General features: G+C 74.0%; 14 protein-coding genes and 1 pseudogene. 12 read left to right on the plus strand and 3 right to left on the minus strand.

Annotated elements, in window-relative coordinates; genetic code table 11:
- The first annotated feature begins 177 nt into the window (after positions 1 to 177).
- The 5 genes from ACZ4W9_RS18835 to ACZ4W9_RS18855 all read left to right on the plus strand — a co-directional run bounded on the left by ACZ4W9_RS18835 (position 178) and on the right by ACZ4W9_RS18855 (position 2456).
- Complete coding sequence (locus ACZ4W9_RS18835) at positions 178 to 717, plus strand: GNAT family N-acetyltransferase (protein ID WP_467937034.1); 540 nt, start codon at positions 178 to 180, stop codon at positions 715 to 717.
- Between the two features lie 149 nt (positions 718 to 866).
- Positions 867 to 1403 carry a choice-of-anchor K domain-containing protein gene (locus ACZ4W9_RS18840; protein ID WP_467937036.1) on the plus strand — a complete coding sequence of 179 codons (537 nt, stop codon included), beginning with the start codon at positions 867 to 869 and terminating at the stop codon, positions 1401 to 1403.
- A 105-nt stretch (positions 1404 to 1508) separates the two neighbouring features.
- Entirely contained in the window at positions 1509 to 1781 is a 273-nt protein-coding gene (locus tag ACZ4W9_RS18845; RefSeq protein ID WP_467937038.1) for a hypothetical protein, read from the plus strand.
- 57 nt (positions 1782 to 1838) lie between these two features.
- On the plus strand, positions 1839 to 2207 hold the full coding sequence (locus ACZ4W9_RS18850; protein ID WP_467937040.1) for a DUF6479 family protein: 369 nt from the start codon (positions 1839 to 1841) through the stop codon (positions 2205 to 2207).
- 75 nt (positions 2208 to 2282) lie between these two features.
- Entirely contained in the window at positions 2283 to 2456 is a 174-nt protein-coding gene (locus ACZ4W9_RS18855; RefSeq protein WP_467937042.1) for a hypothetical protein, read from the plus strand.
- A gap of 26 nt (positions 2457 to 2482) precedes the next feature.
- Here ACZ4W9_RS18855 and ACZ4W9_RS18860 read toward each other — a convergent pair whose 3' ends face one another.
- Positions 2483 to 3067 (minus strand): isochorismatase family protein, encoded by a 585-nt coding sequence (locus tag ACZ4W9_RS18860; protein WP_467937044.1) that lies wholly within the window; start codon positions 3065 to 3067, stop codon positions 2483 to 2485.
- A 272-nt stretch (positions 3068 to 3339) separates the two neighbouring features.
- The gene (locus ACZ4W9_RS18865) at positions 3340 to 3777 is read right to left on the minus strand and encodes a MarR family winged helix-turn-helix transcriptional regulator (RefSeq protein ID WP_467937046.1); all 438 of its coding nucleotides are present in this window, start codon (positions 3775 to 3777) and stop codon (positions 3340 to 3342) included.
- 126 nt (positions 3778 to 3903) lie between these two features.
- Here ACZ4W9_RS18865 and ACZ4W9_RS18870 point away from each other — a divergent pair, with 126 nt between their 5' ends.
- The 5 genes and pseudogenes from ACZ4W9_RS18870 to ACZ4W9_RS18890 all read left to right on the plus strand — a co-directional run.
- Entirely contained in the window at positions 3904 to 6954 is a 3051-nt protein-coding gene (locus ACZ4W9_RS18870; RefSeq protein ID WP_467937048.1) for an FAD-binding and (Fe-S)-binding domain-containing protein, read from the plus strand.
- Positions 6951 to 8060 carry an enolase C-terminal domain-like protein gene (locus ACZ4W9_RS18875; protein WP_467937050.1) on the plus strand — a complete coding sequence of 370 codons (1110 nt, stop codon included), beginning with the start codon at positions 6951 to 6953 and terminating at the stop codon, positions 8058 to 8060. The genes ACZ4W9_RS18870 and ACZ4W9_RS18875 overlap by 4 nt, the downstream gene beginning before the upstream one ends.
- Before the next feature lie 45 nt (positions 8061 to 8105).
- The gene (locus tag ACZ4W9_RS18880) at positions 8106 to 9116 is read left to right on the plus strand and encodes an SDR family oxidoreductase (protein ID WP_467937052.1); all 1011 of its coding nucleotides are present in this window, start codon (positions 8106 to 8108) and stop codon (positions 9114 to 9116) included.
- Between the two features lie 9 nt (positions 9117 to 9125).
- Positions 9126 to 9626: a metallophosphoesterase family protein gene (locus ACZ4W9_RS18885; protein ID WP_467937054.1), complete on the plus strand. Its 501-nt coding sequence runs from the start codon at positions 9126 to 9128 to the stop codon at positions 9624 to 9626.
- A 642-nt stretch (positions 9627 to 10268) separates the two neighbouring features.
- Positions 10269 to 10460: pseudogene (locus ACZ4W9_RS18890) on the plus strand (hypothetical protein); the annotation flags it as partial.
- Between the two features lie 99 nt (positions 10461 to 10559).
- Here the strand turns inward: ACZ4W9_RS18890 and ACZ4W9_RS18895 are convergent.
- Positions 10560 to 11813, minus strand: coding sequence for a YncE family protein (locus tag ACZ4W9_RS18895; RefSeq protein WP_467937056.1), 1254 nt, complete (start codon positions 11811 to 11813; stop codon positions 10560 to 10562).
- A 161-nt stretch (positions 11814 to 11974) separates the two neighbouring features.
- On the opposite strand from ACZ4W9_RS18895, the gene ACZ4W9_RS18900 reads away from it, so the two are divergent.
- Positions 11975 to 12637 (plus strand): TetR/AcrR family transcriptional regulator, encoded by a 663-nt coding sequence (locus tag ACZ4W9_RS18900; protein ID WP_467937058.1) that lies wholly within the window; start codon positions 11975 to 11977, stop codon positions 12635 to 12637.
- Between the two features lie 156 nt (positions 12638 to 12793).
- Positions 12794 to 13819: an alcohol dehydrogenase catalytic domain-containing protein gene (locus ACZ4W9_RS18905; RefSeq protein ID WP_467937060.1), complete on the plus strand. Its 1026-nt coding sequence runs from the start codon at positions 12794 to 12796 to the stop codon at positions 13817 to 13819.
- Positions 13820 to 13822: the final 3 nt, after the last annotated feature.

Below are 13822 nucleotides of genomic sequence, written 5' to 3' on the forward strand. Positions count from 1 at the left end.
CCCCTCCCCCCTCCCCCCCCCCCCCCCCCCCCCCCCCCCCCCCCCCCCCCCCCCCCCCCCCCCCCCCCCCCCCCCCCCCCCCCCCCCCCCCCCCCGCCCCCTCCCCCCACGAGCCGCCGCCCCGGCGCCCCACCGCCCTCGGCCCCACCGCACCGCAGCACTCCCGAGGAGGCCGCCATGACCCCCGTCCTGCGCACCGAACGCCTGGACTTCCTCCCCTACCGGCCCGAGCACGAGGACGTCTTCGTCACCCTGCTGCGCGACGAGGAGGTGTGCCGCTGGATGGGGCAGGACCTCGTGCCCGAACCGCAGATCCGCGAGCTGTTCCGCGCCATCCTCTCCGACGTCTACCCGCAGCGCCGGTTCGACGTGTGGGGCCTGTGGCACCAGGGCCACTACGTCGGCCACGCCGAGGTCAAGCCGACCGGCAACGTCGACGGCCACGAACTCGTCACCGCCCTCGTCCCCCGCTACTGGGGGCGCGGCCTGGGCGGCGAGGTGGTCCGCGGCCTGCTTCGGCACGCCGCCGACAACCTCGGGCTCACCGAGGCGTACGGCATGGTGGGCGCCGGGAACACCGCCAGCCTGGCCATGTGCCGCCGCCTCGGCTTCCGCCACGTCCGGGACGTCGTCGGCGACGACGGCTCGGTCACCAAGCTGCTGGTCATCCCGACCGGGGGGACGGGCGGGACGGTGGGCGCCGGCGAGCCGGGGTAGGCGGAACGGAAGGTTTTTCCTTTGTCCTGATTTCTCGTTTCGTCGCCCCCGGCCCGGGCTCATAGAGTGGCGACGACCTGTTCCCGGAAACCGGGAGCAATACGGCAGCGAACTCGTTCGGCGAAGCCCAGGGAAAGGGGAATCCCGCAGTGGGGCTCATCGAGACCAGCGGCACGTTCACGGGGACCAGTGCGAACCTTCCGGGTCTCACGGGAGTGAACACCGGCAAGATCAGATGGGGGCAGCCCGCCTCCGGCGGCAATGTGAGCGGCTACGACTTCGAAGGCCATCCCATGGAGGCGATCCTCAACGGCCGCGAATTCCCGATTGGCCAGTTCACGCACTACAACTATCCGGTCTTCCTCGCGGACCAGTCACAGTTCTGGGTGTACCTCACCATCAGGGTGCACTTCGAGAACGGGAACTTCGACCGCGACATCAATGTGCGTTTCCGTCACAACGAGACACCCAACCAAGGCCCGAATCCGAACGACATCGTCCAATTGCAGGAATTCCACGTGCCCGAGAAGGTGTACGTCGACAACGTCGAGTACGACGTGGAGATCACCGGCTTCAGAAGGCTGAAGGACACCCAGACGACGACCGGCTTCAACGTCCCCGAGGGGGAGACGGACAGCGCCTGGATCTTCGCCCGGTTCCAGCGGAAGGCCGCGCAGGAGTCCTGACCCGACGGAAACGCCGGCGGCCGGACCCGCCACACGGGTGCGGGTCCGGCCACTTCCGCAGGTCGCTCTGGGCGGGAGGGCCGAAGCTGCCTAAGGTCGGTTGGCGTGTCGCACACCTTCGAAGAACTGGTCGCGAAACAGCGCGCGGCCGACGCCGCCCAGATTCAGGTCCAGGAACTGCGGGAGGCCTACGGTCCGCCGGCCGAGCGGCGGCTGACGGGCGTCCAGGCGGGCACCTACGAGACCGCCCTGCGGGCCTGGCGTGACCTCGCCCGCGATGTGCAGACGGCGGTGAGCGAGTACGCCCGGGACACGGGCCGGCCCCGCGCCGAGGTCGAGGCGGAGGTGGAACGCGCGGCGGCCAGCGGGGAGGACTGAGCGCCGTAGGGGCCCCGGGCCAGGCATCCGCGGCCCGGCTCCGGGTACCCGACGGTCATGAACACTGCCATGTACCAAGCGGCCACGGGCGCCCAGACCTTCGGATACGTCCTGATCCTGATCGCCGGAGTGGCCCTCGTCGCGGGCATCATCTGGGCCTTCCGGCTGGGCGCGAAGGTGCGCGAGCGCGAGCCCGCGCCGCCGCGCCCGGAGGAGCAGCCCCAGATGCCGCCGGGGGGTCCGGTGGGCGAGACCCTCGAGGTCCGGGAGCCCGACGAGATGCCCCGGGCCGCCGAGGGGAGTGACCGCCTCACCCCGCACCAGCTCGGCAACGTCGGCACCAAGCGCGCCGCCGACCAGAGTCGTCCGCGCTGGTCGCCGGGGTCCAGCGGGTCGTTCGGCGGCGGTGGCGGCGGCCGGACCTGACCCGGTGCGGAAGGGGCCCGCGGGCGCGGTGCGCGCCCGGGGCATCCGGGGAGACACGGAAGGAAGCGGGACGGCATGACCGCGCACGCGGAGACGAAACCGGCCATACCCTACGCGGAGACCGGCTGGGCCCAGGCCCGGCGGCGGGAGAGGGGGGTGCGCACCTGCCTGCCGGCGCTCCCGGACCCGGCCGCGCCGCGACGCCGGGGCCCGGACGCCGAGGACACCGTCGTGCGCGGCGAGGACTGAGGAGTCCGGTTGCCCGGCCCCGGGGATCAGACGCGGGTCTTGTCGAGCAGCTCCGCGATCTCGGCGGCCGTGCCGGTCTCGCCGAGGCGCGGGAAGATCCGCTCCACGCTGTTGGCGTGCGCCTCGCCGTCGGCGTCGGCCATGGCGTCGGTGGCGAGGGTGACGTGGTAGCCGTGCGCGTAGGCGTCGCGGGCGGTGGACTCCACGCCGATGCTGGTGGCGATCCCGGCCAGCACGATCTGCGTGATGCCCCGGCGGCGCAGCTGCACGTCCAGGTCGGTGCCGTGGAAGGCGCTCCAGTTGTGCTTGGTGACCCGGATGTCGCCGGGGTGGCCGGACAGCTCGTCCACGACGACGTCCCAGCCCTCGGGGAAGGCGAGTCCGCGGGGCCCGCGTTCGGCACGGCCGGGGACGGCGTCCGCCCCGTCGGCGGCGAAGGAGACCCGGACCAGGACCACGGGCAGGCCGTGGGAGCGGAAGGCGCCGGCGAGTTCCGCCGTGCGGGAGACCACCACCGGGCCCGGGTACGGCTGCGTGGGCATCGCCACGATGCCGTTCTGGAGGTCTATCGCGACGAGGGCGGTACGGGGGTCGAGCGTGCTGAGCGACATGGGCGGGTCGGGCCTTTCGGTGTTCCTGGTGTTTCGGTGGTTTCCGGTCCCCGGTGGTTTCCGGTCCCCGGGGCTTCCGGTTCCCGGGGTGAGCCGGCCGGGGGCGCCCCGGCGGTCGTGGCCGGCCGCGGCGTGAGGTCACCCGGCACGGACACGGCCGGGCGTGCGCCGGGCACGGGGGCGAGGACCACCGGGGCGGGAACGGCCGCGGCCGCGGCCGCGCGCGGCGGGGCAGGGGCCGGTGGCCCGGTGCGGGTGGCGGGGTCCGGGGGCTACGGCGCGGACAGCCGGTCCAGCAGCTCCAGCGCCGCGAGAACCGTGCGCCGCTCCTCCTCGGTGTAGCGGTCCTGGAAGGCGCGGGCCAGCCACTCCTCGCGGACCTGCCGGTTGCCCTCGACGCGGGCCCGGCCGGCGTCGGTCAGCGTGACCAGCTGGCGGCGGCCGTCGTCGGGGTCGGGGGCCCGGCGGATGAGCCCGTGCCGCTCCAGCGCGGTGAGCGTGGTGGCCATGGACTGCGGCCGCACCCCCTCGGCGGCGGCGAGCGCGCTGGCCGTGGCCGCGCCGTGCTTGCCGACCAGGGTGAGCGCCGACTCCTGCGAGGGGCTGAGGTCGGCGTCCTGCGCCACCTCCCGGATGCGGCGCCGCAGCCTGCTGAAGACCACGCGCAGATCACGCGCGGAGCGGGCGGCGGAGTCGGAGATGTCGGCCATGGACGCCAGACTACGACCGGCAGCCGAGACTGTCCAGCTCAAACTGTTCAGTTTTGCCTGTCTATTTGCGGGGGTACTCGCCCGGCCTCGGACAGGGCAGTACGTCGGTGAATCCAAGGAGCGCAGATGACCCCTGCGGACAGGTCCGGCCTGGAGGCGGCTCTCCACGCCGAGGTGGACGGCGAGGTCCGCTTCGACACGGGCAGCCGCGGAGCCTATTCCACGGACGCTTCCAACTACCGGCAGACCCCGATCGGCGTCGTCGTGCCCCGCACCGTGGAGGCGGCCGCCCGCGCCGTGTCGGTGTGCGCGCGTTTCGACACCCCCGTCCTCTCCCGGGGCGGCGGCACCGGACTCGCGGGCCAGACGACCAACACCGCCGTGGTGATCGACTGGACCAAGTACTGCACCGGGTTGCTCTCCGTCGACCCCGACCGGCGCACCTGCGTGGTGGAACCCGGCATCGTCCTGGACGAACTCAACCGCCGGCTGGCCCGGTACAAGCTCCAGTTCGGCCCCAAGCCGGCCACCCACAGCCACTGCGCGCTCGGCGGCATGATCGGCAACAACTCCTGCGGAGCCTCCGCCCAGGCCTACGGCAAGACCGTCGACAACGTCCGCCGCCTGGAGATCCTCACCTACGACGGGCAGCGCGCCTGGGTCGGCCCCACTCCGCCCGACGAGCGGGAGCGGATCATCACCGGCGGCGGCCGGCTCGCCGAGATCTACGCCGGCCTGGACCGCATCGCCACCGAGTACCTGGCCGACATCCGCCGCGGCTACCCGGACATCCCGCGCCGCGTCTCCGGCTACAACCTGGACTCCCTGCTGCCCGAGAACGGCTTCGACCTGGCCAAGGCGCTCGTCGGCAGCGAGGGCACCCTCGTCACCGTCCTGCGCGCCGAACTCGACCTCGTGCCCGTGCCGGCGTACCAGTCGCTGCTCGTCCTCGGCTACGACGACATCTGCGCCGCCGCCGACGACGTACCCCGCCTGCTGGAGCACGGCGACCCCACCCAGCTGGAGGCCCTGGACGACCGGATGGCCCAGCTGATGCGCGAGGAGGGCGCCTACCTGGAGTCGCTCGCCGTGCTGCCCGAGGGCGACAGCTGGCTGATGGTGCAGTACAGCGGCGACAGCCAGGAGGCCGTCGACGAACAGGCGCACGCCCTGCTGCACGCCCTCGGCCGCGACGAGAAGGACCGCGGCGTCGCCTTCTCCGACGACCCGGAGCGCGAGCAGAAGATGCTCAGGGCCCGCGAGGCCGGACTCGGCGTGACCGCCCGCCCGCCGGACGACCGGGAGACCTGGGAGGGCTGGGAGGACTCCGCCGTACCGCCCGAACGGCTCGGCGACTATCTGCGCGACCTGAAGGGCCTGTTCGCCGAGTTCGACTACGGCCGCCCGTCCCTGTACGGCCACTTCGGGCAGGGCTGCGTCCACACCCGCATCCCCTTCGGCCTGCGCACCGCCGAGGGCGTGGCGCGCTTCCGGCGGTTCCTGGAGCGCGCCGCCGACCTCGTCGCCTCCTACGGCGGCTCGCTGTCCGGCGAGCACGGGGACGGCCAGTCCCGGGGCGAACTGCTCACCCGGATGTTCGGGCCGCGGCTCGTGACCGCGTTCGGCGAGCTGAAGGCGCTCTTCGACCCCGGCGACCGGATGAACCCGGGCAAGATCGTCCACCCCCACCCGGTCGACGGGCAACTGCGGCTCGGCCCCACCTGGCGGCCCGCCACCCCCGCCACCCACTTCGGCTTCCCCGAGGACGAACACTCCTTCAACCGGGCGGTGATGCGCTGCGTCGGCATCGGCAACTGCCGCGGCCACTCCGGCGGCGTCATGTGCCCCTCCTACCGCGCCACCATGGAGGAGGAGCACTCCACCCGCGGCCGGGCCCGGCTGCTGTTCGAGATGCTCGGCGGGCACCCGGACTCCGTGGTCGAGGACGGCTGGCGCTCCACCGCCGTCCACGACGCCCTCGACCTCTGCCTGGCCTGCAAGGGCTGCAAGTCCGACTGCCCGACCGGCGTCGACATGGCCACCCTCAAGGCCGAGTTCCTCTCCCACCACTACGCGGGCCGCAAGCGCCCCATGGCCCACTACTCCATGGGCTGGCTCCCGCTGTGGGCCCGGCTCACCCGCACCGCCCCCCGGCTGGTGAACTCCGCGCTGCACGCCCCCGGACTGGCCGGCCTCGGCAAGCGGCTCGCCGGCATCGACGCGGCCCGCCGGGCACCGGTGTTCGCCGAGGAGTCCTTCCTCCAGTGGTGGCGGGCCCGCGACCGGCCGGAACCGGATCCCGCCGACCCGCGCACGGTCGTCCTGTGGCCGGACACCTTCAGCACCTACTTCCACCCCGCCATCGCCCGGTCCGCCGTCCGTGTCCTCGAGGACGCCGGCTTCCACGTCGCCGTCCCCACCGAACCGGCGTGCTGCGGACTGACCTGGATCTCCACCGGCCAACTCGCCACCGCCAAGAAGGTGCTGACCCGCACCCTCGCCGTGCTGCGGCCCTACCTGGAGGCCGGTACGCCGGTCATCGGCCTGGAACCCTCCTGCACGGCCGCCCTCCGCGCCGACGCCGTCGAGCTGATGCCCGACGACCAGGACGTCCAGCGGCTGGCCGGCCAGGTGCGCACCTTCGCCGAACACCTCGTCCACCACGCCCCCGGGGACTGGCAGCCGCCGCGACTGGCCCGGCGGGCCACCGTGCAGACCCACTGCCACCAGCACGCCGTGACGAAGTTCGACGCCGACCGCGAACTGATGCGCCGCGCCCGCCTCGACGCCGAGGTGCTCGACGAGGGCTGCTGCGGCCTGGCCGGCAACTTCGGCTTCGAACGCGGCCACCACGAGGTGTCCATGGCCGTCGGCGAACTGGGCGTCCTGCCCGCCGTGCGCGCCGCCGCGCCGGACAGCCTGGTCGTCGCCGACGGTTTCAGCTGCCGCACCCAGATCGAACAGGGCGGCACCGGCCGGCGTGCGCTGCACCTCGCCGAGGTCCTCGCGCTCGCCCTGGACGGCGACCTGCCCGGCGACCGCCCCGAACGCCTGGCCGACCGCCCCGGCGAACCGTCCCGCGGGGCGGGCTGGGCGACCACCGCCTGCGTGGCCGCCCTCGCCGCGGGCACCGCCGCCGCGGTGAGCGGGCTGCGCCGGTCCCGGAGGCGACCATGAGCGACCAGCCGGCCGTGGACGCGGTCGACACGGCCGTCTACACCGTGCCCACCGACGCCCCCGAGGCGGACGGCACCCTCGCCTGGGACAAGACGACCCTCGTCCTGGTCACCGCCCGCTCCGGCGCCACCACCGGGCTCGGCTACACCTACGCGCCCGCGGCCACCGCCCCCCTCGTCCGCGAACTGCTCGCCGGCACCGTCACCGGCCTGTCCGCGTACGACGTGCCGCGCGCCAACGAGCGGATGTGCCGGGCCGTGCGCAACGCCGGGCTGCCCGGCCTGGCCGCCCAGGCGATCGCCGCCGTCGACATCGCCCTGTGGGACCTCAAGGCACGTCTGCTCGGCCTCCCCCTCGTCCACCTGCTCGGCGCCGCCCGCACCGAGGTGCCCGTCTACGGCAGCGGCGGCTTCACCACCTACGACGCCGCCCGGCAGGAACGCCAGCTGCGCGGCTGGACCGAGAAACAGGGCATCCCCCGCGTCAAGATCAAGATCGGGGAGTCGTGGGGCGCCCGGCAGGACCGCGACCTCGAACGCGTCGCCCGCGCGCGGGCGGCCATCGGCGAGACGGCCGAGCTGTACGTGGACGCCAACGGCGGCTACACCGGCGGCCAGGCGGTACGGGTCGCGGCCGCGCTCGCCGACCAGGGCGTCACCTGGTTCGAGGAACCCGTCTCCTCCGACCACCTCACCGTCCTCGCCGGCATCCGGGACCGGATCCCCCTCGACGTCGCCGCCGGTGAATACGGCTACACCCTGGCGTACTTCGGACACATGCTGGCCGCCGGGGCCGTCGACTGCCTCCAGGCCGACGTCACCCGGTGCGGCGGCATCACCGTCTGGCTGCGCGCCGCCGCGCTCGCCCAGGCGCGCGGGCTCGACGTCTCCGGGCACTGCGCGCCGCACGCCCACGCGCACGCTGCCGCCGCCGTGCCCAATCTGCGCCACCTGGAGTGGTTCCACGACCATGTCCGCATCGAACGCCTCCTGTTCGACGGCGCCCTCGACCCGTGCGGCGGCAGCGTCACCCCGGGCGCCGGCGGGGAACCCGGACTCGGCCTCATGCTCGCCCGGGAGCGCGCGGCGCCGTACCGGGTGGAGTGAGACGGACCGCGCCGCGTCACCGAGCACCTTCGAAAAGGAGAAACCATGCCCCCCACCGTCGTCATCACCGGCGCCAGCGCCGGCATCGGCCGTGCCACCGCCCGCCTGTACGCCCGGCGCGGCGCCGACGTCGTCCTGGTCGCGCGCGGCGAGGGCGGCCTGGAGATGGCGGCCGACGAGGTCGCGGCGCTCGGCGGACGGCCCCTGACACACGTGGCCGACGCGTCCGACGCGGCGCAGCTGGAGGCCGCCGCCGAGGCCGCGGAGCGGGCGTTCGGGCCCATCGACATCTGGATCAACTGCGCGTTCTCCACGGTGTTCGCGCCGTTCGAGGAGATCACCGCCGAGGAGTTCGAGCGGGTCACCCAGGTCACCTACCTCGGCTTCGTCAACGGCACCCGCTCCGCCCTGAAGCGCATGCTGCCCCGCGACCGGGGCACGATCGTGCAGGTCGGCTCCGCGCTCGGCGAGCGGTCCATACCGCTGCAGTCGGCGTACTGCGGGGCCAAGCACGCCATCAACGGATTCACCTCCTCCCTGCGCACCGAACTGCTGCACCGCGGCAGCAACGTGCACGTCACCATCGCCCAGATGCCCGCCGTCAACACCCCCCAGTTCCAGTGGGTGCGCTCCCGGCTGGCCAAGCACCCCATGCCGGTCCCGCCGATCTACCAGCCCGAGGTGGCCGCCCGGGGCGTGCTGTACGCGGCCGACCACCCCCGCCGCAAGCAGTACTACGTCGGCGCCTCCACCGTCGCCACCCTCTGGGCCAACCGGCTCGCCCCGGCGCTGCTGGACCGCTACCTCGCCCGCACCGGCTTCGACTCCCAGCAGACCGACAGCGTCCCGCCGGCCCACCTGGACAACCTCTTCGAACCGGTCGACCGCACCCCCGCCGACGACCAGGGCGCGCACGGCGCCTTCGACGACACCTCGCACGCCCGCTCCTGGCAGGAGACCCTGCTCCGGCACCCCGCCGCCACCGCCCTCGGCGCCGGCGCCGCCGTGCTCGGCACCACCTTCGGCGTGCGCCGCCTCACCGGACGAGCGGTCTAGACTGGCGGCGTGCGCCTTCTGCTCATGTCCGACACCCACTTGCCCAAGCGGGCCAAGCGGCTCCCGGAGCAGCTGCTCGCCGAACTCCCGCACGCGGACGTCGTCCTGCACGCCGGAGACTGGGTCGACACCGCCACCCTGGACCTGCTGGAGAGCCGCAGCCGCCGGCTGATCGGCGTGTACGGCAACAACGACGGCCCCGAGCTGCGCGCCCGGCTGCCCGAGGTGGCCTACGCCGAACTGGGCGGCCTGCGCTTCGGCGTGGTCCACGAGACCGGCCTCGCCCAAGGGCGCGAGGCCCGCTGCGCGGCCCGCTTCCCCGACCTGGACGTCCTGGTCTTCGGGCACAGCCACATCCCCTGGGACACCACCGCCCCCGGCGGCCTGCGCCTGCTCAACCCCGGCTCCCCGACCGACCGCCGCAGCCAGCCGCACTGCACCTACCTGACGGCGACGGCGGCCGACGGGGCGCTCACGGACGTGACCCTGCACCGGCTGCCCCGGCGGTAGCGGTCACCTGTGCGACGATGCCGGAACGATCTCCAGCGCCGGCATACCCGACGTCGCACCCCGCGGACACGGCCATATGACGGCCGACGCGCTGCTCGCCGCCGGGCAGGGCCCCGCCATCCGGAAGCGGAACCTGTTCACCGTGGCCGGAACCTGACAGGCCCGCGACCGGATCGCCCGGATGCGCGAGCGGTGGCGGGCCGGGACCGGCGCGGTGCGGGCCCTCGCGAGGCCGGACGCCCCGGCCGTCGGGCTCGTCGTGCCGGGCGACGTCGACCTCGCGGGCGGCGGCGCCGAAGTCCCCCACGGGCTGCTGCCCCGCGGCGCCGGCCTCGCCGTCACGGTGGTCCGCCGACTGGCCCGGCGGGCCCTGGACGACCCGGGCCTGCACCGGATGCGGCTGCGCGCCACGGCCAGCCCCGCGTCCCGCCGCGTCGCGGAGCGCGCCGGTTTCCGCTACGAGGGCACCCGGCGCACGCCCTCCTGCACGCGGACGGCCGGCCCGACCAGACCAGCACCCGCACGCACGGGTGACGGGGGACCCCGAGCAGCGGGCGCCGCACGGCTCCCGGCGTTCCCCGCGCGGACGCATCACCCCGCTCGCCCGCCGAGCGGGACGCCGGTGCCGCCCCGGCACAGCGCCCGGCCGCCCGGGTGCACGCCCTGGAGCGGCGGCTGCCGGGGCTCACCCGGGGCGAGGGCGAACTGGAGACGGCCTTCGACCACTACGCCCCGGTGACCCACGGCATCGTCACCGAACGCCCGCGCACCGGCCACAACCCGCTGAACCGGAAGGAGTACCTGCCGAACGTCATGCGGCGGACGGGGGAGTGAGCCGGCCGCCGGCCGGCCGAGCCGACCGTCGGCCGACTCGCGCGGTGTGGCCTCCGGGAGTGAGTGGGGCACCCCCGGAGGCCACGTTCTGAGGACGCGTCAACTGCCGCTCGGCCCCGTCCAGTCGGCCGGCACACGGCCCAGCCGGACGCGCTGCGGGTGGTCGCCGACGGGGACCGAGGCCACCTTCCGCCCGGTGGCGAAGTCGATCGCCGTCACCTGGTCGGCGCCGCTCTCGGAGACGACACAGTCCTTGCCGTCCCCGCTGACCGTCGCCCAGTACGGCTTGGCGGCCGGCACCAGCGGCCCCTCCTGGAGCGAGACCCGGTCGACCACGGTCGCGTAGTCGTCCATGGTGCCCGCGACGCACAGCCTGGTGCCCTGGGGGTTCATCGAGATGCCGTGGTGGCGCGAGTCGTTGACCCAGGTGGTGCGGTCCTCGCTGGTCGCCGGGTTCTTCGGCAGCGTCTTCATCCGGGTGATCTCGTCGGTGGCGACGTCGTACTCGAAGAAGCCGTTGAAGAACGACACCTGGAAGTAGAGCTTGGACTCGTCGGGGGAGAACGCGGCCGGGCGGACCGCGTCGGAGAAGTCCTTCAGCCCGAACGCGTCCAGCCGCTGCCGCATGTCGATGACCTTGACCTGCCGGAATGTCGTCGCGTCCACGACCGTGATGCGCCGGTCGCCCTTGGTCCAGTCCCAGCCGGGCCCGTCCAGGTCGGTGTTGACGTCGCCGATGGACATGTTCCAGAGGTACTTGCCGTCCTTGGTGAAGACGTTCTCGTGCGGCTTGGCGCCGGTCTTGAACGACCCCAGCTGCCGGCCGGTGGCGATGTCGAGCACATGCACGGTGTCGGCGGTGGAGGCGGAGACCGCCACCCGGGTGCCGTCGGGGGAGACCGCCATGTGGTCGGCGCGGTAACCGGCCACCGGGAAGCGCCATTCGACGGCTCCGGTGGCCAGGTCGATGGAGACCACGTCCGCGAAGCTCGGCCGGGACACCACCACGGACCGGCCGTCCGGGGTGGAGTACATGTCGTCGGCGAACTGGTCGTGCCCCTCGCCGACGCTGTTGCGGATCGCCTGGAAGTAGATCCACTTGATCGGATCCGCGTTGATCTCCGCCATCCGCGCGGCCTTGTCCGGGACGACGCCGATCCGGCCGATCTTCGCGTAGTCGCCGGAGGAGCGGATGACATCGGCGGTGCCGTCCCAGTTGTTGCCGACGAACAGCACCTCGCGCAGGCCGTCGGGGGCGGCGGAACGCGCGGAGGCGGCGGTCGCCGGCCCGGCGACGGCCAGGGCGAGGGCGACGGCCATGGAGCACAGGTGCCTGGTTCTGGAGGCAGCCATGACGGCTCTCTTTCCTCGGGGGAGGTCGGGGGGAAGTCCGGGGATCTGAACACGGCCGCATTCACAGTGAACTTACTGAAAAGTAAGGAAGGGCCGGCCTTCTCGACAAGATGCGTGCACGACAAGATTGGAGGACCGGCGGGACGACGGAGGGGGACGCGTTGGGCGGCAGGCTCAGAGCGCCGACGGGACGCTACGGCGGCCGGTCCGCCGAGGAACGGCAGGCCGAGCGGCGGCGCCGCTTCCTCGACGCGGCGCTGCGGCTGTTCGGCGGCACCCCCGGCTACCGCGGCACCACCGTCGCCGCCCTCAGTCAGGCCGCCGGCCTGTCCACCCGCCAGTTCTACGAGGAGTTCCGCACCCTGGAGGACGTCCTGGCCGCGCTGCACCTCCAGGTCAACGGCTGGGCCGAACAGGCCGTCCTGGACGCGCTCGCCGACGCGGACGGCCTGCCCCTGGCCGACCGCGCCACCGCCCTCTTCCGGGCCTACGCCCGCGACATCACCTCCGACCCGCGCCGCATCCGCATCGCCTTCATGGAGATCATCGGCGTCAGCCCCCGCCTGGAGGAGCAGCGCCTGGCCCGCCGCGCCCGCTGGGTCGACCTCATCCGCGCCGAGGCGGACGCGGCCGTGGCCCGCGGGGAGGCGGCACCGCGCGACTACCGCCTCGCGGCCACGGCCTTCATCGGCGGCGTCAACGGGCTGCTGCACGACTGGACGGCCGGCTGGGTGGACGCCACGCTGGACGAGGTGGTGGACGAACTGGTCCGGCTGCTGCTGGGCATGCTCCGGCCGGAGGGCTGGCGGCCCGGACCCGGCTGAGAACGGCGCGGGCGCGGGCGGGCGGGCCGGCGCCCCGGACCCGGCGAGACGGCGACGCGCAGGCCGGCGGGGGTGCGGACCGGCTCGGCGCGCGTGATCGGGCCGGAGCTGGTCTGCTGGGGATGAAGGCCGTCGCCCCGTTTCCCGGAGAGCGCCATGAGTACCTACCGAGTCGCCCAGGTGACCGCGTCCGATGGCACCTTCGAACTCGCCGACCGGGAGATCCGGCCGCCGGGAGCGGGCCGCGTGCGGATCGCCGTGGAGGCGTGCGGGATCTGCCACAGCGACGCCCTCTTCGTCGGCGGCGCACTGCCGGGCGTCACCTTCCCCGAGGTTCCCGGGCACGAGATCGCCGGGCGGATCGAGGAACTGGGCGAGGGCGCCGGGGAGCGCGGCTGGAGCGTCGGCGACCGGGTGGCCGTCGGCTGGTTCGGCGGCAGCTGCGGTCACTGCCGGCCCTGCCGCCGGGGCGACTTCGTCGTGTGCACCGCCCTGAAGGTCCCCGGCTGGGCCTACGACGGCGGCTTCGGCGCGCGGACGACCGTACCCGTCGACGCCCTGGCCCGGATCCCCGACGTGCTCGCCGCGGCCGACGCCGGGCCCCTGGCCTGCGCGGGCGTGACCACGTACAACGGGCTGCGGCGCGGTCCGGCCGGGCCGGGCGACCTGGTCGCGGTGCTCGGCCTCGGGGGCCTCGGCCACCTCGGCGTGCAGTACGCGGTGGCGATGGGCTTCGAGACCGTGGCGATCGCCCGGGGCGCCGAGAAGGCCGACTTCGCCAGGCGGCTCGGCGCCCACCACTACGTCGACAGCACGGCACCGGCCCCGGTCGCCGAGGCACTGGGCTCCCTCGGCGGGGCGAAGGCCGTCCTGGCCACCGCCGGCAGCTCCGAGGCCATCACGGCGACCGTGGACGGGCTGGCCCCGCGCGGCGAACTGACCGTCATCGGCGCCACCCCCGAGCCGCTGGGCATCAGCCCGGTGCAGCTGATCATGAGCGGGCGGGTCGTCCGCGGACACCCCTCGGGCACCGCGCGGGACATCGAGGACGCCATGGCCTTCAGCGCCCTGCACGGCATCCGCCCGATGACCGAGACGGTGCCGCTGGAGCGGGCCGGGGAGGCCTACGAGAAGATGCTCTCCGGCGCCGCCCGCTTCCGCATGGTGCTGACCACCGGCTGACGC

It is taken from the genome of Streptomyces sp. NPDC029296 (assembly GCF_055569255.1).

Excerpts from the sequence above, each read along its gene's own strand:
- ACZ4W9_RS18835 (WP_467937034.1), top strand. The coding sequence starts at position 178 with ATGACCCCCGTCCTGCGCACCGAACGCCTGGACTTCCTCCCCTACCGG.
- ACZ4W9_RS18850 (WP_467937040.1), top strand. The coding sequence starts at position 1,839 with ATGAACACTGCCATGTACCAAGCGGCCACGGGCGCCCAGACCTTCGGA.
- ACZ4W9_RS18855 (WP_467937042.1), top strand. The coding sequence starts at position 2,283 with ATGACCGCGCACGCGGAGACGAAACCGGCCATACCCTACGCGGAGACC.
- ACZ4W9_RS18860 (WP_467937044.1), bottom strand. The coding sequence starts at position 3,067 with ATGTCGCTCAGCACGCTCGACCCCCGTACCGCCCTCGTCGCGATAGAC.
- ACZ4W9_RS18865 (WP_467937046.1), bottom strand. The coding sequence starts at position 3,777 with ATGGCCGACATCTCCGACTCCGCCGCCCGCTCCGCGCGTGATCTGCGC.
- ACZ4W9_RS18870 (WP_467937048.1), top strand. The coding sequence starts at position 3,904 with ATGACCCCTGCGGACAGGTCCGGCCTGGAGGCGGCTCTCCACGCCGAG.
- ACZ4W9_RS18875 (WP_467937050.1), top strand. The coding sequence starts at position 6,951 with ATGAGCGACCAGCCGGCCGTGGACGCGGTCGACACGGCCGTCTACACC.
- ACZ4W9_RS18880 (WP_467937052.1), top strand. The coding sequence starts at position 8,106 with ATGCCCCCCACCGTCGTCATCACCGGCGCCAGCGCCGGCATCGGCCGT.
- ACZ4W9_RS18895 (WP_467937056.1), bottom strand. The coding sequence starts at position 11,813 with ATGGCTGCCTCCAGAACCAGGCACCTGTGCTCCATGGCCGTCGCCCTC.
- ACZ4W9_RS18905 (WP_467937060.1), top strand. The coding sequence starts at position 12,794 with ATGAGTACCTACCGAGTCGCCCAGGTGACCGCGTCCGATGGCACCTTC.